At 32.6% G+C, this 20,229-nt stretch carries 21 protein-coding genes; 16 read left to right on the forward strand and 5 right to left on the reverse strand.

Going from position 1 to position 20,229, the window contains the following annotated elements:
• Positions 1–147 precede the first annotated feature (147 nt).
• The 12 genes from pdhA to AA076_RS05450 all read left to right on the forward strand — a co-directional run bounded on the left by pdhA (position 148) and on the right by AA076_RS05450 (position 11,740).
• Positions 148–1,260: a pyruvate dehydrogenase (acetyl-transferring) E1 component subunit alpha gene (pdhA, locus tag AA076_RS05395; protein ID WP_000035320.1), complete on the forward strand. Its 1,113-nt coding sequence runs from the start codon at positions 148–150 to the stop codon at positions 1,258–1,260.
• Positions 1,261–1,263: 3 nt separating this feature from the next.
• On the forward strand, positions 1,264–2,241 hold the full coding sequence (locus AA076_RS05400; protein WP_000068176.1) for an alpha-ketoacid dehydrogenase subunit beta: 978 nt from the start codon (positions 1,264–1,266) through the stop codon (positions 2,239–2,241).
• 90 nt (positions 2,242–2,331) lie between these two features.
• Positions 2,332–3,624 (forward strand): dihydrolipoamide acetyltransferase family protein, encoded by a 1,293-nt coding sequence (locus AA076_RS05405; RefSeq protein WP_000863440.1) that lies wholly within the window; start codon positions 2,332–2,334, stop codon positions 3,622–3,624.
• A 3-nt stretch (positions 3,625–3,627) separates the two neighbouring features.
• Positions 3,628–5,034: a dihydrolipoyl dehydrogenase gene (lpdA, locus tag AA076_RS05410; protein ID WP_000260120.1), complete on the forward strand. Its 1,407-nt coding sequence runs from the start codon at positions 3,628–3,630 to the stop codon at positions 5,032–5,034.
• Between the two features lie 167 nt (positions 5,035–5,201).
• On the forward strand, positions 5,202–5,477 hold the full coding sequence (locus AA076_RS05415) for a UPF0223 family protein (RefSeq protein WP_000455597.1): 276 nt from the start codon (positions 5,202–5,204) through the stop codon (positions 5,475–5,477).
• A gap of 143 nt (positions 5,478–5,620) precedes the next feature.
• Complete coding sequence (locus AA076_RS05420) at positions 5,621–6,160, forward strand: helix-turn-helix domain-containing protein (protein WP_001020625.1); 540 nt, start codon at positions 5,621–5,623, stop codon at positions 6,158–6,160.
• A gap of 12 nt (positions 6,161–6,172) precedes the next feature.
• Entirely contained in the window at positions 6,173–7,267 is a 1,095-nt protein-coding gene (locus AA076_RS05425) for an ABC transporter ATP-binding protein (protein WP_000433551.1), read from the forward strand.
• Positions 7,260–8,057 (forward strand): ABC transporter permease, encoded by a 798-nt coding sequence (locus tag AA076_RS05430; protein ID WP_001246561.1) that lies wholly within the window; start codon positions 7,260–7,262, stop codon positions 8,055–8,057. The genes AA076_RS05425 and AA076_RS05430 overlap by 8 nt, the downstream gene beginning before the upstream one ends.
• A gap of 5 nt (positions 8,058–8,062) precedes the next feature.
• Entirely contained in the window at positions 8,063–8,872 is an 810-nt protein-coding gene (locus AA076_RS05435) for an ABC transporter permease (RefSeq protein WP_000872390.1), read from the forward strand.
• Positions 8,872–9,945: an ABC transporter substrate-binding protein gene (locus AA076_RS05440; protein ID WP_000819690.1), complete on the forward strand. Its 1,074-nt coding sequence runs from the start codon at positions 8,872–8,874 to the stop codon at positions 9,943–9,945. The genes AA076_RS05435 and AA076_RS05440 overlap by 1 nt, the downstream gene beginning before the upstream one ends.
• 73 nt (positions 9,946–10,018) lie before the next feature.
• On the forward strand, positions 10,019–11,038 hold the full coding sequence (auxB, locus tag AA076_RS05445) for a lipoteichoic acid stability factor AuxB (protein WP_000145499.1): 1,020 nt from the start codon (positions 10,019–10,021) through the stop codon (positions 11,036–11,038).
• Positions 11,039–11,320: 282 nt separating this feature from the next.
• Positions 11,321–11,740 carry a DUF4064 domain-containing protein gene (locus AA076_RS05450; RefSeq protein WP_002871070.1) on the forward strand — a complete coding sequence of 140 codons (420 nt, stop codon included), beginning with the start codon at positions 11,321–11,323 and terminating at the stop codon, positions 11,738–11,740.
• A gap of 81 nt (positions 11,741–11,821) precedes the next feature.
• Here the strand turns inward: AA076_RS05450 and AA076_RS05455 are convergent, their stop codons facing one another.
• Positions 11,822–13,174, reverse strand: coding sequence for an Nramp family divalent metal transporter (locus AA076_RS05455; RefSeq protein ID WP_001060842.1), 1,353 nt, complete (start codon positions 13,172–13,174; stop codon positions 11,822–11,824).
• 183 nt (positions 13,175–13,357) lie between these two features.
• Positions 13,358–13,972: a YktB family protein gene (locus AA076_RS05460; RefSeq protein ID WP_000170610.1), complete on the reverse strand. Its 615-nt coding sequence runs from the start codon at positions 13,970–13,972 to the stop codon at positions 13,358–13,360.
• Positions 13,973–14,128: 156 nt separating this feature from the next.
• On the opposite strand from AA076_RS05460, the gene AA076_RS05465 reads away from it, so the two are divergent.
• Positions 14,129–14,956: an inositol monophosphatase family protein gene (locus tag AA076_RS05465; protein ID WP_002871071.1), complete on the forward strand. Its 828-nt coding sequence runs from the start codon at positions 14,129–14,131 to the stop codon at positions 14,954–14,956.
• 153 nt (positions 14,957–15,109) lie between these two features.
• On the opposite strand, the gene AA076_RS05470 is transcribed toward AA076_RS05465, so the two are convergent.
• Complete coding sequence (locus AA076_RS05470; protein ID WP_000810620.1) at positions 15,110–15,301, reverse strand: DUF5325 family protein; 192 nt, start codon at positions 15,299–15,301, stop codon at positions 15,110–15,112.
• Positions 15,302–15,402: 101 nt separating this feature from the next.
• Here AA076_RS05470 and typA point away from each other — a divergent pair, with 101 nt between their 5' ends.
• A complete protein-coding gene (gene typA / locus AA076_RS05475; protein ID WP_000182654.1) occupies positions 15,403–17,250 on the forward strand; it encodes a translational GTPase TypA in 1,848 nt (615 codons plus the stop codon).
• Positions 17,251–17,389: 139 nt separating this feature from the next.
• On the opposite strand, the gene AA076_RS14775 is transcribed toward typA, so the two are convergent.
• Both AA076_RS14775 and AA076_RS05485 read right to left on the reverse strand, forming a co-directional pair.
• Positions 17,390–17,557, reverse strand: a complete 168-nt coding sequence (locus tag AA076_RS14775) for a YlaI family protein (protein WP_001250275.1) — start codon at positions 17,555–17,557, stop codon at positions 17,390–17,392.
• A gap of 1 nt (position 17,558) precedes the next feature.
• Complete coding sequence (locus AA076_RS05485; protein ID WP_000614712.1) at positions 17,559–18,041, reverse strand: hypothetical protein; 483 nt, start codon at positions 18,039–18,041, stop codon at positions 17,559–17,561.
• Between the two features lie 140 nt (positions 18,042–18,181).
• Here AA076_RS05485 and AA076_RS05490 point away from each other — a divergent pair, with 140 nt between their 5' ends.
• Together AA076_RS05490 and ftsW are read left to right on the forward strand one after the other, a co-directional pair.
• Positions 18,182–18,457, forward strand: a complete 276-nt coding sequence (locus tag AA076_RS05490) for an Fpa/YlaN family protein (RefSeq protein WP_001118417.1) — start codon at positions 18,182–18,184, stop codon at positions 18,455–18,457.
• A gap of 313 nt (positions 18,458–18,770) precedes the next feature.
• Positions 18,771–19,997: a cell division peptidoglycan polymerase FtsW gene (gene ftsW / locus AA076_RS05495; protein WP_000787940.1), complete on the forward strand. Its 1,227-nt coding sequence runs from the start codon at positions 18,771–18,773 to the stop codon at positions 19,995–19,997.
• The last annotated feature ends 232 nt before the right edge of the window (positions 19,998–20,229 follow it).

Raw genomic sequence — 20,229 nt, forward strand, 5'->3', positions numbered from 1 at the left:
AACAACTAATACAGTTCCTATTATCTGTATCTTTTTTTATTAAAACAGAACTTTTTCAAATGGTTTAACAGTCCCATTTATTTGTGGTACAATTAGTAAGGATAAAATGAATTTCTATACAATTATGGGAAAGGTATGGTGAATTGAATGGCTCCTAAGTTACAAGCCCAATTCGATGCAGTAAAAGTTTTAAATGATACTCAATCGAAATTTGAAATGGTTCAAATTTTGGATGAGAATGGTAACGTCGTAAATGAAGACTTAGTACCTGATCTTACGGATGAACAATTAGTGGAATTAATGGAAAGAATGGTATGGACTCGTATCCTTGATCAACGTTCTATCTCATTAAACAGACAAGGACGTTTAGGTTTCTATGCACCAACTGCTGGTCAAGAAGCATCACAATTAGCGTCACAATACGCTTTAGAAAAAGAAGATTACATTTTACCGGGATACAGAGATGTTCCTCAAATTATTTGGCATGGTTTACCATTAACTGAAGCTTTCTTATTCTCAAGAGGTCACTTCAAAGGAAATCAATTCCCTGAAGGCGTTAATGCATTAAGCCCACAAATTATTATCGGTGCACAATACATTCAAGCTGCTGGTGTTGCATTTGCACTTAAAAAACGTGGTAAAAATGCAGTTGCAATCACTTACACTGGTGACGGTGGTTCTTCACAAGGTGATTTCTACGAAGGTATTAACTTTGCAGCAGCTTATAAAGCACCTGCAATTTTCGTTATTCAAAACAATAACTATGCAATTTCAACACCAAGAAGCAAGCAAACTGCTGCTGAAACATTAGCTCAAAAAGCAATTGCTGTAGGTATTCCTGGTATCCAAGTTGATGGTATGGATGCGTTAGCTGTATATCAAGCAACTAAAGAAGCACGTGACCGCGCAGTTGCAGGTGAAGGTCCAACATTAATTGAAACTATGACATATCGTTATGGTCCTCATACAATGGCTGGTGACGATCCAACTCGTTACAGAACTTCAGACGAAGATGCTGAATGGGAGAAAAAAGACCCATTAGTACGTTTCCGTAAATTCCTTGAAAACAAAGGTTTATGGAATGAAGACAAAGAAAATGAAGTTATTGAACGTGCAAAAGCTGATATTAAAGCAGCAATTAAAGAGGCTGATAACACTGAAAAACAAACTGTTACTTCTCTAATGGAAATTATGTATGAAGATATGCCTCAAAACTTAGCAGAACAATATGAAATTTACAAAGAGAAGGAGTCGAAGTAAGCCATGGCACAAATGACAATGGTTCAAGCGATTAATGATGCGCTTAAAACTGAACTTAAAAATGACCAAGATGTTTTAATTTTTGGTGAAGACGTTGGTGTTAACGGCGGTGTTTTCCGTGTTACTGAAGGACTACAAAAAGAATTTGGTGAAGATAGAGTATTCGATACACCTTTAGCTGAATCAGGTATTGGTGGTTTAGCGATGGGTCTTGCAGTTGAAGGATTCCGTCCGGTTATGGAAGTACAATTCTTAGGTTTCGTATTCGAAGTATTTGATGCGATTGCTGGACAAATTGCACGTACTCGTTTCCGTTCAGGCGGTACTAAAACTGCACCTGTAACAATTCGTAGCCCATTTGGTGGTGGCGTACACACACCAGAATTACACGCAGATAACTTAGAAGGTATTTTAGCTCAATCTCCAGGTCTAAAGGTTGTTATTCCTTCAGGCCCATACGATGCGAAAGGTTTATTAATTTCTTCTATTAGAAGTAATGACCCAGTCGTATACTTAGAGCATATGAAATTGTATCGTTCATTCCGTGAAGAAGTACCTGAAGAAGAATATACAATTGACATTGGTAAGGCTAATGTGAAAAAAGAAGGTAATGACATTTCAATCATCACATACGGTGCAATGGTTCAAGAATCAATGAAAGCTGCAGAAGAACTTGAAAAAGATGGTTATTCTGTTGAAGTAATTGACTTACGTACTGTTCAACCAATCGATGTTGACACAATTGTAGCTTCAGTTGAAAAAACTGGTCGTGCAGTTGTAGTTCAAGAAGCACAACGTCAAGCTGGTGTTGGTGCAGCAGTTGTAGCTGAATTAAGTGAACGTGCAATCCTTTCATTAGAAGCACCTATTGGAAGAGTTGCAGCAGCAGATACAATTTATCCATTCACTCAAGCTGAAAATGTTTGGTTACCAAACAAAAATGACATCATCGAAAAAGCAAAAGAAACTTTAGAATTTTAATACATTTTAAAAGTTAACGAAGTTAGCGTATTTTAGTCTCATTGATTAAAATGAAATGTTTAATTTACGAAATCTTAGGAGGGCAAAAACGTGGCATTTGAATTTAGATTACCCGATATCGGGGAAGGTATCCACGAAGGTGAAATTGTAAAATGGTTTGTTAAAGCTGGAGATACTATTGAAGAAGACGATGTTTTAGCTGAGGTACAAAACGATAAATCAGTAGTAGAAATCCCATCACCAGTATCTGGTACTGTAGAAGAAGTTATGGTAGAAGAAGGTACAGTAGCTGTAGTTGGTGACGTTATTGTTAAAATCGATGCACCTGATGCAGAAGATATGCAATTTAAAGGTCATGATGATGATTCATCATCTAAAGAAGAACCTGCGAAAGAGGAAGCGCCAGCAGAGCAAGCACCTGTAGCTACTCAAACTGAAGAAGTAGATGAAAACAGAACTGTTAAAGCAATGCCTTCAGTACGTAAATACGCACGTGAAAAAGGTGTTAACATTAAAGCAGTTTCTGGATCTGGTAAAAATGGTCGTATTACAAAAGAAGATGTAGATGCATACTTAAATGGTGGTGCACCAACAGCTTCAAATGAATCAGCTGCTTCAGCTACAAGTGAAGAAGTTGCTGAAACTCCTGCAGCACCTGCAGCAGTAACATTAGAAGGCGACTTCCCAGAAACAACTGAAAAAATCCCTGCTATGCGTAGAGCAATTGCGAAAGCAATGGTTAACTCTAAGCATACTGCACCTCATGTAACATTAATGGATGAAATTGATGTTCAAGCATTATGGGATCACCGTAAGAAATTTAAAGAAATCGCAGCTGAACAAGGTACTAAGTTAACATTCTTACCTTATGTTGTTAAAGCACTTGTTTCTGCATTGAAAAAATACCCAGCACTTAACACTTCATTCAATGAAGAAGCTGGTGAAATCGTTCATAAACATTACTGGAATATCGGTATTGCAGCAGACACTGATAGAGGATTATTAGTACCTGTTGTTAAACATGCTGATCGTAAGTCTATTTTCCAAATTTCAGATGAAATTAATGAATTAGCTGTTAAAGCACGTGATGGTAAATTAACAGCCGATGAAATGAAAGGTGCTACATGCACAATCAGTAATATCGGTTCAGCTGGTGGACAATGGTTCACTCCAGTTATCAATCACCCAGAAGTAGCAATCTTAGGAATTGGCCGTATTGCTCAAAAACCTATCGTTAAAGATGGAGAAATTGTTGCAGCACCAGTATTAGCATTATCATTAAGCTTTGACCACAGACAAATTGATGGTGCAACTGGCCAAAATGCAATGAATCACATTAAACGTTTATTAAATAATCCAGAATTATTATTAATGGAGGGGTAAAACATGGTAGTTGGAGATTTCCCAATTGAAACAGATACTATAGTAATCGGAGCAGGTCCTGGTGGATACGTTGCAGCAATTCGTGCAGCTCAATTAGGACAAAAAGTAACAATCGTTGAGAAAGGTAATCTTGGTGGTGTTTGCTTAAACGTAGGATGTATTCCTTCAAAAGCATTACTACATGCTTCTCACCGTTTTGTTGAAGCACAACATTCTGAAAACTTAGGTGTTATTGCTGAAAGTGTTTCTTTAAACTTCCAAAAAGTTCAAGAATTCAAATCATCAGTTGTTAATAAATTAACTGGTGGTGTTGAAAGCTTACTTAAAGGTAACAAAGTTAACATCGTTAAAGGTGAAGCATATTTCGTAGATAACAATAGCTTACGTGTTATGGACGAAAAGAGCGCACAAACATACAACTTTAAAAATGCAATCATTGCAACAGGTTCAAGACCAATTGAAATTCCTAATTTCAAATTCGGTAAACGTGTTATCGACTCAACAGGTGCTTTAAACTTACAAGAAGTACCAGGTAAATTAGTTGTAGTTGGTGGAGGATACATTGGATCAGAATTAGGTACAGCATTTGCTAACTTTGGTTCAGAAGTAACCATCCTTGAAGGTGCTAAAGATATCTTAGGTGGCTTCGAAAAACAAATGACACAACCTGTTAAAAAAGGTATGAAAGAAAAAGGTGTTGAAATCGTTACTGAAGCTATGGCTAAATCAGCTGAAGAAACAGATAACGGAGTTAAAGTTACTTATGAAGCTAAAGGCGAAGAGAAAACAATCGAAGCTGATTATGTATTAGTAACTGTAGGTCGTCGTCCAAACACAGACGAATTAGGCCTAGAAGAATTAGGTGTTAAATTCGCTGACCGTGGATTATTAGAAGTTGATAAACAAAGCCGTACGTCTATCAGCAATATCTATGCAATTGGTGATATCGTTCCAGGTTTACCACTTGCTCACAAAGCTAGCTATGAAGCTAAAGTTGCTGCTGAAGCAATTGATGGTCAAGCTGCTGAAGTTGATTACATTGGTATGCCAGCAGTATGCTTTACTGAACCAGAATTAGCTACAGTTGGTTATTCAGAAGCGCAAGCTAAAGAAGAAGGTTTAGCAATTAAAGCTTCTAAATTCCCATATGCAGCAAATGGTCGTGCATTATCATTAGATGATACTAACGGATTTGTTAAACTTATTACACTTAAAGAAGATGATACTTTAATCGGTGCTCAAGTAGTTGGTACTGGTGCATCAGATATTATCTCTGAATTAGGTTTAGCAATTGAAGCTGGTATGAATGCTGAAGATATCGCATTAACAATCCATGCACATCCAACATTAGGTGAGATGACTATGGAAGCAGCAGAAAAAGCTATCGGATACCCAATCCATACAATGTAATAACTGATTATCTATAAAGATTCAGTCATTAAAAGCTGTAGCATATGCTACGGCTTTTTTGTTTTAGGTAAAGTAATGTAAGGAAATTGATTTGAGATATCGTTAACATGTGACATGCATGTTATACTAGCGATGCTAACAAAAGAATTGAAATGGAGGGTTCAACAATGGAATATGAGTATCCAATTGATTTAGACTGGAGTAATGAAGAGATGATTTCAGTGATAAATTTCTTTAATCATGTAGAGAAGTATTATGAATCCGGCGTGACGGCAGGCGACTTTATGGGTGCATATAAAAGATTTAAAGAAATTGTGCCTGCTAAAGCAGAGGAAAAACAAATTTTTAATACTTTCGAAAAAAGTAGTGGCTATAATAGTTACAAAGCAGTTCAAGATGTAAAAACTCACTCTGAAGAACAAAGAGTAACAGCTAAAAAATAATTCGTTCGAAATTAACACAATTTAATAGGAATTTTTCTTTAAAACTATTGCTAATAAAGCTATATTTTGATACCTTTATCAAGTGTTAAACAAAATGTTTGATAAAAGTAAACTTAATATAGCTTTTTTAGGTGGAAAAATAAATGAACATAGGTAATAAAATTAAAAATCTTAGAAGAATTAAAAATTTAACGCAAGAAGAACTTGCTGAACGTACAGACTTATCGAAAGGCTACATTTCACAAATAGAAAGTGAACATGCCTCACCAAGTATGGAAACTTTCTTAAATATTATAGAGGTGTTAGGAACGACGCCAAGTGAATTTTTTAAAGACAGTGAAAATGAAAAAGTATTATACAAGAAGGAAGAACAAGTTATTTATGATGAGTATGATGAAGGTTATATATTAAATTGGTTAGTTTCAAAGTCAAATGAATATGATATGGAGCCATTAATATTAACTTTAAAGCCTGGAGCATCATATAAAAATTTTAATCCATCAGAGTCTGATACGTTTATTTATTGTATGTCAGGTCAGATAACACTTAATTTAGGCAAAGAGATATATCAAGCACAAGAAGAAGACGTTTTGTATTTTAAAGCACGAGATAATCATCGTTTGTCAAACGAATCAAACAATGAAACACGAATACTTATTGTAGCGACAGCTTCATATTTATAGGGGGGATCTTATTTGGAACCGTTATTATCATTAAAATCAGTTAGTAAAAGCTATGATGATCTTAATATCTTAGATGACATAGATATTGATATTGAATCAGGATACTTTTATACATTATTAGGTCCTTCAGGTTGTGGTAAAACAACAATTTTAAAATTAATTGCAGGGTTTGAATATCCTGACAGTGGTGAAGTGATTTATCAAAACAAACCAATTGGTAATTTACCACCAAATAAACGTAAAGTGAATACAGTCTTTCAAGATTATGCATTATTTCCACACTTAAACGTCTATGATAATATCGCTTTTGGTTTGAAATTAAAAAAATTATCAAAAACCGAAATTGATCAAAAAGTAACTGAGGCATTAAAATTAGTAAAACTTTCAGGTTATGAAAAAAGAAATATTAATGAAATGAGTGGCGGACAAAAGCAACGTGTTGCAATTGCACGTGCTATCGTAAATGAACCAGAAATATTATTGTTAGATGAATCTTTATCCGCATTAGATTTGAAATTGCGTACTGAAATGCAATATGAATTACGAGAATTGCAATCTAGATTAGGTATTACATTTATATTTGTAACACATGATCAAGAAGAAGCGTTAGCATTAAGTGACTTTCTTTTTGTATTAAAAGATGGGAAAATTCAACAATTTGGCACACCAACAGATATATATGACGAACCAGTGAATCGATTTGTAGCTGATTTTATTGGAGAATCTAATATTGTTGAAGGGCGCATGGTTAGAGATTATGTCGTGAATATTTATGGGCAAGATTTCGAATGTGTCGATATGGGTATTCCTGAAAATAAAAAAGTAGAAGTCGTTATTCGACCAGAAGATATATCATTAATCAAAGCTGAAGAAGGATTATTTAAAGCAACTGTTGATTCTATGTTATTTAGAGGGGTCCACTATGAAATATGTTGTATAGACAATAAAGGTTATGAATGGGTAATACAAACGACTAAAAAAGCTGAAGTAGGCAGTGAAGTTGGTCTTTATTTTGATCCTGAAGCCATTCATATTATGGTTCCTGGAGAAACAGAAGAAGAATTTGATAAACGTATTGAAAGCTATGAGGAAGTAGACAATGCGTAATACTAATAAATTTCTCTTAATCCCGTATTTACTATGGATGGTTATATTTATTATTGTACCAGTTGTATTACTCATTTATTTTTCATTTTTAGATATCAATGGACATTTTAGTTTCACGAATTATCAACAAATTTTTACTACAAAATATTTGAAAATGTTTGCATATTCAATTTTATATGCCGCTTCAATAACAATTATTACCTTGACTATCAGTTATCCAGCTGCCTATTATATTACTCGTTCGAAATTTCAAAATATCTTATTAATGATAATGATTATTCCAACATGGATAAATTTATTGTTAAAGACATATGCTTTTATAGGTTTATTAAGTCATGATGGCGTGATTAATCAATTTTTCCACTTATTTAATTTACCATCATTCAATTTGTTATTTACAACTGGTGCGTTTTTAGTAGTGGCAAGTTACATTTATATACCATTTATGATTTTACCTATATTTAATAGCATGAAAGCAATTCCTAATAATTTATTGCAGGCCTCAAGTGATTTAGGTGCCAGTCCTTTCTATACTTTTAGAAAAGTAATCATGCCGTTAACAAAAGAAGGTGTTATGACTGGGATTCAAGTAACCTTTATTCCATCACTTTCATTATTTATGATTACAAGATTAATTGCAGGTAATAAAGTCATAAATATAGGTACGGCAATAGAGGAACAATTTTTAACAATTCAAAATTATGGTATGGGATCAACTATAGCTATATTCTTAATTGTATTTATGGCATTCATTTTAATCATTACAAAATCATCTAATGGGAGAGGGTGAATCATATGAAATGGTATGGAAAGCTGTATATCGGGATACTTTTAGCGATTTTATACATCCCAATATTCTTTTTAATGTTCTATTCATTCAATTCGGCTGGTAATATGATTCACTTTGAACATTTTACATTAGAGCATTATCAATCATTATTTCAAAATGATCATTTAATGTCGGTCATTTTTAATACGATAGCTGTAGCACTTTTAGCAGCCTCAATTTCTACAGTTATTGGTACATTTGGTGCCATTGCTATTTATTATTTAAGAAATAAAAAGTTTAAAGTAACTTTACTAACATTGAATAATGTCTTGATGGTATCATCCGACGTTGTCATAGGTGCATCATTCTTAATTATGTTTACAACGATTGGCCATTTTACTGGTCTTGGTTTAGGATTTTGGACAGTTCTAATATCTCATATTGCATTTTGCATACCTATAGTTGTGATTATCGTCTTACCACAACTGTATGAAATGAATAATAATATGTTAAATGCTGCAAGAGATTTAGGAGCGACTGAACCACAATTATTAAGCAACATTATTATTCCTAATATTTTACCTTCTATTATAGGAGGATTCTTTATGGCTTTAACTTATTCACTAGACGATTTCACAGTAAGTTTCTTCGTTACTGGTAATGGCTTTAGTGTGTTATCAGTTGAAGTTTATGCTATGGCGAGAAAAGGAATTAGTATGGAAATTAATGCGATTTCAACATTATTGTTTGCTGTTATTGTATTAGGAATACTAGGATATTATTTGATTCAATACGTGATAAATAAGAAAAAACTAATCAAGCGAGGTGTAAAATAATGAAACGATTTTTACAACTCATTATAGGTGCATTAGTTGTGGGTATGCTTTGTCTTACTTTAAGTCATTGGTTTAAATCTAAAGAACAAGTGCATACAAATCAAAAAATTTACGTATACAATTGGGGCGAATATATTGATCCAGAGTTAATTAAGAAATTTGAAAAAGAAACTGGCATTCAAGTCGTTTATGAAACTTTCGATTCAAATGAAGCGATGGAAGCCAAAATTCGCAATGGCGGTACACATTATGATGTTGCTTTTCCTAGTGAATATACAGTTCAAAAATTGAAAAGAGATCATTTATTGTTACCAATAGATCATAATAAGGTACCTAATATTAAAAATTTAGATTCAGATTATATGAATATGTCATTTGATAGAGGCAATAAATATTCTTTACCTTATTTCTTTGGAACTGTAGGTATTTTATATAATAAAGAAAAGTATCCAAATGAATCATTTGATAGTTGGAAGTCATTGTATAATCCTAAATTTAAAAACCAAATTTTACTAGTTGACGGTGCTAGAGAGATTATAGGCATGAGTTTGAATAAACTTGGGTATAATCTTAATGACCGTAATTCGCACCATTTAAAAGAAGCAGAGCGAGATTTAACCAAACTAGCACCACAAGTAAGAGGTGTCGTAGGTGATGAAATTACCATGATGCTTCAACAAAATGAAGGTAACATAGCGGTTGTTTGGAGTGGTGTTGCAGCACCTCTAGTGCAAGAAGGGGATAAATATAATTATGTTATTCCTAAAGAAGGATCGAATTTATGGTTCGACAATATGGTAATTCCAAAAACGGCACAAAATAAAGAGGGTGCATATAAATTTATGAATTTTTTATTAGATGCTAAAAATAACAAGCAAAATACAGAATTCGTAGGCTATGCAACGCCAAACAAGGCTGCTCGACAATTGTTGCCTAAAGAGATTAAAGACGACCATCGTTTTTATCCGACTAAGAAAGAGCAAGAACGCCTTGAAGTTTATAAAGATTTAGGACCTGAAGTTTTAAGTGAATACAATGAAAACTTTTTGAATTTCAAAATGTCATTAAAATAAAATCATAAATAGTAGTTATTTACTGTATATTTAGTTATAATAACGGGATAAGTACTATAAGGAGTTGTAACGAATGACTGGAGAACAATTTACTCAAATTAAACGTCCAGTAAGTAGATTAACTGAAAAAGTTCTAGGTTGGTTATGTTGGGTGATGTTATTAGTGCTTACTGTCATTACGATGTTTATAGCACTTGTTTCATTCAGTAATAACACATCGATTGCTAATCTTGAAAATACATTAAACAATAATGCATTTATCCAGCAATTATTAGCTGGAAATGGCTATAATACAACACAATTTGTAATATGGTTACAAAATGGTATATGGGCTATTATCGTTTACTTTATTGTTTGTTTGTTGATTTCATTTTTAGCTCTCATATCTATGAATATAAGAATCTTGTCAGGTTTCTTATTCTTAATATCAGCAATTGTAACGATTCCTTTAGTTTTACTTATCGTTACTTTAATCATTCCGATATTATTCTTTATTATTGCGATGATGCTATTTATAAGAAAAGATAAAGTTGAAATGGTTGCGCCACAATATTATGAAGAGTATAACGGACCGATTTATGATTATCGTGAACCTGTGTATGAGCGCCCCCAACCGAAAGATGATTATTATGATGTGCCTAAATATGAAAAAGAATTGGATAAATCAAATACTGTATATGATCAAGAACAGGAAAGAGATAAATATGATCAATTTCCTAAACGTGCAGTTGAAAGTGAATATAATCATGATGAGCGCACTGAGGAAGAACCATCAGTATTATCCAGACAGGCTAAATACAAACAAAAAAGTACTGAAGAACTAGGTATTGAAGATGATGGTTATTATGCAGAACCTGAAGTTGATCCAAAAGAATTGAAAGCACAACAAAAGCGAGAAAAAGCTGAAATTAAAGCTAAGAAAAAAGAAAAACGTAAAGCTTATAACCAACGAATGAAAGAACGTAGGAAAAATCAACCTAGCGCAGTTAGTCAACGTCGAATGAATTTTGAAGAGCGACGTCAAATTTACAACAATGATATTTCTGAAGAACGCAATTCAAGTGAAGTTAAGGACAAAAAAGAGCAAGAATAAATATTGATGATACCCAGATTAGTAAGCAGAGGTCTTTTGCTTATTAATCTGGGTTTTTATATGAGGTTAATTATCGATAACGTTTAATTAAAGTGTTTAGGTGTCATAATTTTAAATGACGATTTCTCATTACTATACACCTAAATTATCATCAATCTGAATTCAGATGTTTATTATAAAAATTAGATGAAAAATATGTTAATATACAAGTAATTTAATGTGCGTATATCTATAGGCTCGTAGTATACTTATTAAAATATTAAACAAAGAAAGGATTTTAAGATGAATAGAAAACCTGAATTAATCATGGCTTGGATTGCAAATAGTATTAGTATTATTTATTTATTAGTTATGGGGCTATCCTATTTTTCTTTAAAAAGTGGTAATGCATCACAACGTGAAGAATTAGCGAAGCAATTATCTCAGAACGGTGGCAAGGTTTCTTTAGATATGCTTCAGACAACAATGGGTGCATTAGCAATTATTTTATTAATTTCAACACTTTATGGTATATTTGCGACAATTTGTATTAAAGGACGTAGAAAATTATCGATTATACTTTTTGTTATCGCGATAATTGTAAGTTTGATGGCTCTTAATTTAATTGTAATTGTCTTATGGGTTATCGTGATGATTATGTTGATTTCTAAAAAAGAATCAAAAGAAACAACACATAAGGACGATGAGTATATTTATCATTAATATGTTCATAGCAAAAGAAAAACCATTAAAATGTTAAGTTGTTAATTATTAGATACAACCAACATTTTAATGGTTTTATTTTTAACTTTGTAGTTCTTGGAATGTTTGAACGATTAAATAGACATTTAAAATACTTAGAATAATAATAAGTGTCCATGAAATGATATTAACCCATGTTTTATTATAGAAAGGTCCCATCAAGTCTTTATTACTAGTAGCCAATTGTAATGGTATTAAACAGAATGGCAGAGCAATACTTAAAAATACTTGAGAGAATACAAGTAGTTGCTCAATTTTAGCTGCATTACCTTTAAAAATGATTAAGCATACGATAACAGGAATGACAGCAAGAGAACGTGTAATTAAACGTCTTAACCAATTTGGTATGTGTAATCTTAAAAATCCTTCCATTACAATTTGTCCTGCTAAAGTACCAGTAATCGTTGAATTTTGACCTGACGCTAATAATGCAACTGCAAATAATGTACTCATGATTGCACCCATTGTTGCACCTAGTACAGGTTCAGTTTTTAAGGCGTGATATAAATCATAGAAACCACCTAAATCGTCAGCATTTGAGTTGAAAAATAGTGATGCTCCTAACACTAATAATAAGCAATTGACTACAAATGCGATTGATAACTGAATGTTCGAATCTATCGTAGCAAATTTAATCGCTTGCGCTTTTTCTTCATTGTTATGTCTTGAGTATGTTCTAGATTGTACAATTGATGAATGTAAGTACAAATTATGAGGCATAATTGTAGCGCCAATAATACCTAATGCAATATAGAGAATGCCGTTATTTGTAATGATTTCACTATGTGGTATAAATCCATTTAACACAGCATTCAACTGTGGTGATGAAATATAGACTTCAAATATAAAGATGAATAACACTGTGAAAATTAATGTACCAACAATAGCTTCAATTTTTCTAAAACCATATTTCATTATAAAAAGTAGTAAAAATACATCAAGTACAGTTATTAGTGCACCGACGATTAAAGGTATGTTAAATAGGAGATTAAGAGCAATAGCACTACCAATAACCTCAGCAATATCTGTAGCGATAATTGCTAGTTCTGCAATGATCCAAAAGATTATAGCAATAGGTCTTGATAAATAATGTCGTGTCATTTGAGCTAAGTCCATACCTGTTGCTATTCCTAATCTCACTGTCATGCTTTGAAGTAACATTGCTGATAAACTTGAAATAAGAATTACGAATAGCAAAGTATAGCCATATTGGGCGCCACCTTGCATTGATGTTATCCAGTTTCCGGGATCCATGTAACCAACAGCGACTAATAACCCAGGTCCAAGAAATGATAAAAATTTCTGTTTATTTGAACTGCGATGATCGAATTTAATTGTATTGTTTATTTCGTCTAAACTTAATTGTTCATTTGTTGAATGTCGTTTATTATTCATTTTGACTCACCTCTACTTCTTATGGACAATATAATAACCTAATAAAATGTTTAGGCCAACCTAAATTTATTTTAATTTTTTTAAAAGTATGAATTATTATGTTGAACGTTCGATTTAATATTAAGAAAAAAGAGCACGAAATCATGGATGTGATTAAGTGCTCTATTATTTAAACAAAGTTATTTATGCAGAATAAAATGGTAAGAACTGATCGAAGGTTTCTTCTAAAAATGCAATAAATGCTTTGTCACTTTTTAATCTTTTATCTTGTGGTGTGATTGCACGCGCTATAAAGAATTCACCTTTTTTCACATTGATGGCTCTTTGTATCGCTTCTATTAAATCATCATCCGTTAAATCTTTAATAAATGGTTTATCAGGTTTCATATGATCTAAGCAAACACGATAATCATCAGGTAATTGTTGAATAGCTTTAAATTTTCTTTCAAAAACTTTTGCACGTGTTGCTTTATCTTTTGCTTCATGCATGATTCCAAACATAACAAACAGTTGATCTTCAAACATACCAATTTGGAAATGAGGTAACATTTTATAGCCTCTTTTGTTTGTTGCAAAAGCAACCCATGTATCTTTAGGAGGATTCACACTTCTTCTAGCATGCTTTGCTACGTGAGGATAAAATGTTTCACCAGTTTGACTTGTAAAGAAGTCACTAAAATATTCTCCTAATTCACGGAGTTGTGGTCGTATGTATTCGTTTAAAGCTTCCATTCGTGCGTCTAAGCCTTCTACGTTGAACGCTTTGAAATCTTTAGGTTTAAATGTATATTTTGTCATAGAGTACCTCCTGTATAGTGTTTAAAAATATTGTAGCATATGTTTTATCAATTGCGGCTTAAGACGCTCTCATTAAAATTAGTATTTTCATTTTTATCATAAGAAGTTATTTTTATAAAATGTTGATGTATAATAAAGATGTTAGGAGATGATGTTATGGCACTTTATGGATTTGCCCAAGGACTTATTCAAGAAGCAGGAATTAGAATTAAACAATTGATGGAGCAAAATTTAACAATTGAAACAAAGTCAAATCCGAATGACCTTGTTACAAATGTAGATAAAGCAACAGAAGATTTCATTTTTGATACAATTTTAGAAACATATCCCAATCATCAAGTATTAGGTGAAGAAGGGCATGGTCATGACATCGATACTTCCAAAGGTACGGTATGGATTGTTGACCCAATAGACGGTACATTGAATTTTGTTCATCAACAAGAAAATTTCGCAATTTCAATTGGTATTTATATCGATGGTAAACCTTATGCAGGTTTTGTATATGATGTTATGGCTGATGTCTTATATCATGCTAAAGTAGGGGAAGGTGCATATCGTGGTAGCCAACCCTTGAAACCATTGAATGATTCTAATCTAAGACAAAGCATTATTGGGATCAATCCGAACTGGTTAACTAAACCAATTTTAGGAGAAATCTTTAAAGAAATTGTTAATGATTCTAGAAGTGCAAGGGCATATGGTAGTGCAGCGCTTGAAATCGTTTCAGTTGCTACAGGTAATTTAGAAGCATATATGACGCCAAGACTTCAACCATGGGATTTTGCTGGCGGATTGGTTATTTTATATGAAGTAAATGGACAAGCTTCCAATTTACTAGGAGAACAATTAACAATTAGTGGTCCAAATTCAATCTTAGTTGGAAATCGTGGTCTCCATCAAGAAATTAGCAATGATTATTTAGAGCCCCACCATGATGCGTTAATACAATTACATGAACAACGATTTAAAAGAAAATCAAAATAATTACCAAAAGCGTAATATGTAGTCCTAACAATTAGGTAACATATTACGCTTTTATACCTTAAATAATAAAAACACGCGCCAATATAAAACCAGTTAAATGTTCATCATGAACATGTGTGGTCTTAAATCAACGCGTGTTATTGTCGATATAACTTATAGCCAATCGTTTTCTCGATATTTTTTCTTTGTAGTAAATCCAATTCCAAAGGTTGCAACGAGTAATATAAATGTTAAAATCATCATTGGTACATTTGATGCACCAACAGCAAAACTAAATAATACTAAGAAAACAACAGCTAATATAGAAAATACCCAAAAGATATTTTTAGATTTTTTTTGTTTCATCCTATCCCCACCTTTTGCTTATCTTTTCTCAATTATATGATATAATAAAAAAGTTGTAATTAAAAGTGGGATTTTACTTAAGAAAGAAGGAAACTATTTATATGACTAATAAAAGAGAAGATGTCCGCAATATAGCAATTATTGCTCACGTTGACCATGGTAAAACAACTTTAGTAGATGAGTTGTTAAAACAATCTGGTATATTCAGAGAAAATGAACATGTCGATGAACGTGCAATGGACTCTAACGATATCGAAAGAGAGCGTGGAATTACGATTCTAGCCAAAAATACGGCTGTTGATTATAAAGGTACACGTATTAATATTTTGGATACACCAGGACATGCAGACTTTGGTGGAGAAGTAGAACGTATTATGAAAATGGTTGATGGGGTTGTCTTAGTAGTAGATGCGTATGAAGGTACAATGCCTCAAACACGTTTTGTACTTAAAAAAGCGCTAGAACAAAACCTGAAACCTGTTGTTGTTGTTAATAAAATTGATAAACCATCAGCACGTCCAGAGGGTGTTGTAGATGAAGTTTTAGATTTATTTATTGAATTAGAAGCAAACGATGAACAATTAGAATTCCCTGTTGTTTATGCTTCAGCAGTAAATGGTACAGCTAGCTTAGATCCTGAAAAGCAAGATGATAATTTACAATCATTATATGAAACAATTATTGATTATGTACCAGCTCCAATTGATAACAGTGATGAGCCATTACAATTCCAAGTAGCATTGTTGGACTACAATGATTATGTTGGACGTATTGGTATTGGTCGTGTATTCAGAGGTAAAATGCGTGTCGGAGATAATGTATCACTAATTAAATTAGACGGTACAGTGAAAAACTTCCGTGTAACTAAAATCTTTGGTTACTTTGGATTAAAACGTTTAGAAATTGAAGAAGCACAAGCTGGAGATTTAATTGCTGTTTCAGGTATGGAAGACATTAATGTTGGTGAAACTGTAACACCACATGACCATCAAGAAGCATTGCCAGTTCTACGTATTGATGAGCCTACTCTTGAAATGACATTTAAAGTTAACAATTCTCCATTTGCTGGCCGTGAAGGTGACTTTGTAACAGCACGTCAAATTCAAGAACGTTTAAATCAACAATTAGAAACAGATGTATCTTTGAAAGTTTCTAACACAGATTCTCCAGATACATGGGTAGTTGCTGGTCGCGGTGAATTGCATTTATCAATCCTTATTGAAAATATGCGTCGTGAAGGTTATGAATTACAAGTTTCAAAACCACAAGTAATTATTAAAGAAATAGATGGTGTAATGTGTGAACCATTTGAACGTGTGCAATGTGAAGTGCCACAAGAAAATGCAGGTGCTGTTATTGAATCATTAGGTGCACGTAAAGGTGAAATGGTTGATATGACTACAACTGATAATGGACTTACACGTTTAATCTTTAATGTACCGGCTCGTGGTATGATTGGTTATACGACTGAATTTATGTCAATGACAAGAGGTTACGGTATTATTAACCATACATTTGAAGAATTTAGACCACGTATTAAAGCACAAATTGGCGGTCGTCGTAATGGTGCATTAATTTCAATGGATCAAGGTTCTGCAAGTACTTATGCCATTTTGGGACTTGAAGATAGAGGTGTAAACTTCATGGAACCTGGTACTGAAGTTTATGAAGGTATGATTGTTGGTGAACATAATCGTGAAAATGATTTAACTGTTAACATCACTAAAACAAAACATCAAACTAACGTACGTTCTGCAACGAAAGACCAAACACAAACAATGAATAGACCGCGTATTCTAACATTGGAAGAAGCGTTACAATTCATTAATGATGATGAACTTGTTGAGGTTACACCAGAAAGTATACGTTTAAGAAAGAAAATTTTAAACAAAAATGTTCGTGAAAAAGAAGCAAAGCGTATCAAACAAATGATGCAAGAAAACGAATAATTTAACATAATAAAAGAGAAGCTGAGCGATGAAAGTTGCTTAGCTTCTCTTTTGGCATATAATATTTGAAAAAGTGTTTAAATGCTATTATTTCCTGTTACTTTCACATTTTCAAATTTCTAACTTGTTTATTCAGATATTAATCGAGCGGATAGTGTTGCGCACGTTGTTTAGGTGTGTCTAATCGACTTTTACAATCATCACACATAAATGTTCGAATAGGATTGTTTTTAAGTCGTTTAGACTCAGTTGTGCGCTCATCTATAAATACTTTTGCATCACAGATAATGCATTGCACTTGTCTCAAATTAAATCACCTCAATATGAGTTACATGGTTGATTCGATATGAATAACCATCTTCTTGATTGTAAATAAAACTATCTACACCATTATCGCTGTAAAGTCGTTTACCGTCTTTTGCAAATTGGAAAAATAAATAGGGTAATAGATCTATCGGTATATCTAAATGATCATGCTCATTTGATAATCGAATAGTAGTTGCAGAGTCATGTGGTTCGGAATGTTTGAAAAATGGTGTCATATTAATGACAAATGAACCTTCTAACATGGCACGTTTTTTATATTTTATTTCTGAATTTAAAGTAGGCGGATTAGTTTGTCCTTCTAGGATAGCACGATTCCATTCATGATTATCTTCAAAGTCGATTGGTTTTGAACCATCAAATACACCTTTTTCTAAATCTTCGATGCTAACTTTTCTATCATCGAAAATCCAAGTCGTACTATCTAATGTTATAGGAAACTTTACGGCTCCTTTAATTTGTATCATTTTCCCACTCCCTATCAATGTATATAGCATTATTTTAACACAAATTGCTAACGACACATTTTAAATCTACTTGCTTTTTAATATTTAGTAAGATAAACTTTTAGTAAGACTTGAGAATTTATATAGAGGGGGAGCGTGTCATGGCGAAACAAGCAACAATGAAAAATGCAGCTTTGAAACAATTGACTAAAGATGCTGATGAAATCTTGCATCTGATTAAAGTTCAACTAGATAATTTAACATTACCTTCATGCCCATTATATGAAGAAGTACTAGATACACAAATGTTTGGACTTCAAAAAGAAGTTGATTTTGCTGTTAAATTAGGTTTAGTTGACCGCGAAGATGGCAAACAAATTATGTTACGTCTTGAGAAAGAACTTTCAAAATTACATGAAGCTTTTACACTTGTTTAAGGTTTAATATATAAGCATATTAAAATGGCGTGAGATATCGACAATTGAGCTGCGCCGATTTTATATTTATAGTTTAATTACTGATTAAAGTGGCTGTTATGTTGTCTTCTTGATGACATGTCAGTCACTTTTATTGGGTTTTAGCAATTCACGATATTAAGTAAACAAATATTCTATAAATTACCTCAAGAGACCTGTTAATATTTGTGATTATGACTGTGTCATGTATATAATAAGTAACATGGATTTTTAAAATTAAAGTATAAAACGAAATCATTTGAAGTATAAATTGTAGAATTGGATGACTGAATATATGAAGAATTTTAGAAGTATTTTACGGTATATTGGTAAAACCTCAAAGTTTATTGATTATCCGTTATTAGTTACATATATTGTATTGAGTTTAATTGGATTAGTGATGGTATATAGTGCAAGTATGGTTCCAGCAACTAAAGGCACATTGACTGGTGGTATCGATGTTCCAGGAACGTATTTTTACAACCGACAATTAGCATATGTCATAATGAGTTTTATAATTGTATTTTTTATTGCATTTTTAATGAATGTTAAATTACTGAGTAATATTAAAGTGCAAAAAGGTATGATTATAACTATCGTCTCACTATTATTACTGACGTTAGTAATAGGTAAAGATATTAATGGTTCTAAAAGTTGGATAAACTTAGGATTTATGAACTTACAGGCATCTGAGTTATTAAAAATTGCAATCATATTATATATCCCATTTATGATCAGTAAAAAAATGCCTAGAGTATTAAGTAAACCAAAATTAATTTTAAGTCCTATTGTATTAGCATTAGGTTGTACGTTTTTAGTTTTCCTACAAAAAGACGTAGGGCAAACATTACTAATATTAATTATTTTAGTTGCGATCATTTTTTATTCAGGAATTGGGGTAAACAAAGTCCTAAGATTTGGTATACCAGCAGTGCTAGGATTCTTAGTAGTATTTGTCATTGCATTAATGGCTGGTTGGTTACCAAGTTATTTAACTGCCAGATTTAGTACGCTAACAGATCCATTCCAATTCGAATCAGGAACTGGATACCATATTTCCAATTCATTGCTTGCGATAGGTAACGGTGGCGTATTTGGAAAAGGATTAGGAAATAGTGCAATGAAATTGGGCTATTTACCAGAACCACATACAGATTTTATTTTTGCAATTATTTGCGAAGAATTAGGTTTAATCGGAGGATTGCTAGTTATTACTTTAGAGTTCTTTATTGTATATCGTGCCTTCCAGTTTGCAAATAAAACATCATCATATTTTTATAAACTTGTGTGTGTTGGGATTGCCACATACTTTGGAAGTCAAACGTTTGTAAACATTGGCGGTATTTCGGCAACAATTCCATTAACTGGTGTGCCATTGCCATTTATCAGCTTTGGTGGATCATCAATGATTAGTTTAAGTATTGCTATGGGTTTACTTCTGATTGTAGGTAAACAAATCAAAGTAGACCAGCAACGAAAGAAACAACAACAAAAAGTTGATATAAGAAGACAATTTAATTAAAAAAATACTAGCCAATATTTAGTACGAGATGACTTCTGTCATTAAGCAATGCTAAACATTGGCTATTTATATACTCTTTGTCAAATTGGACTGATGAGTTCAATAACGGAAGTTAGGCAACCAAACAACGCTTAACTTCCTTTTTGTTTTGATATTACGAGATTACTCATGATTATCAAATTTTATAAACAAAACAACGTATAATTATAACTAAATTTTATGACTAAAAATT

The sequence above is a fragment of the Staphylococcus aureus genome (genome assembly GCF_001027105.1).
GTDB lineage: Bacteria > Bacillota > Bacilli > Staphylococcales > Staphylococcaceae > Staphylococcus > Staphylococcus aureus.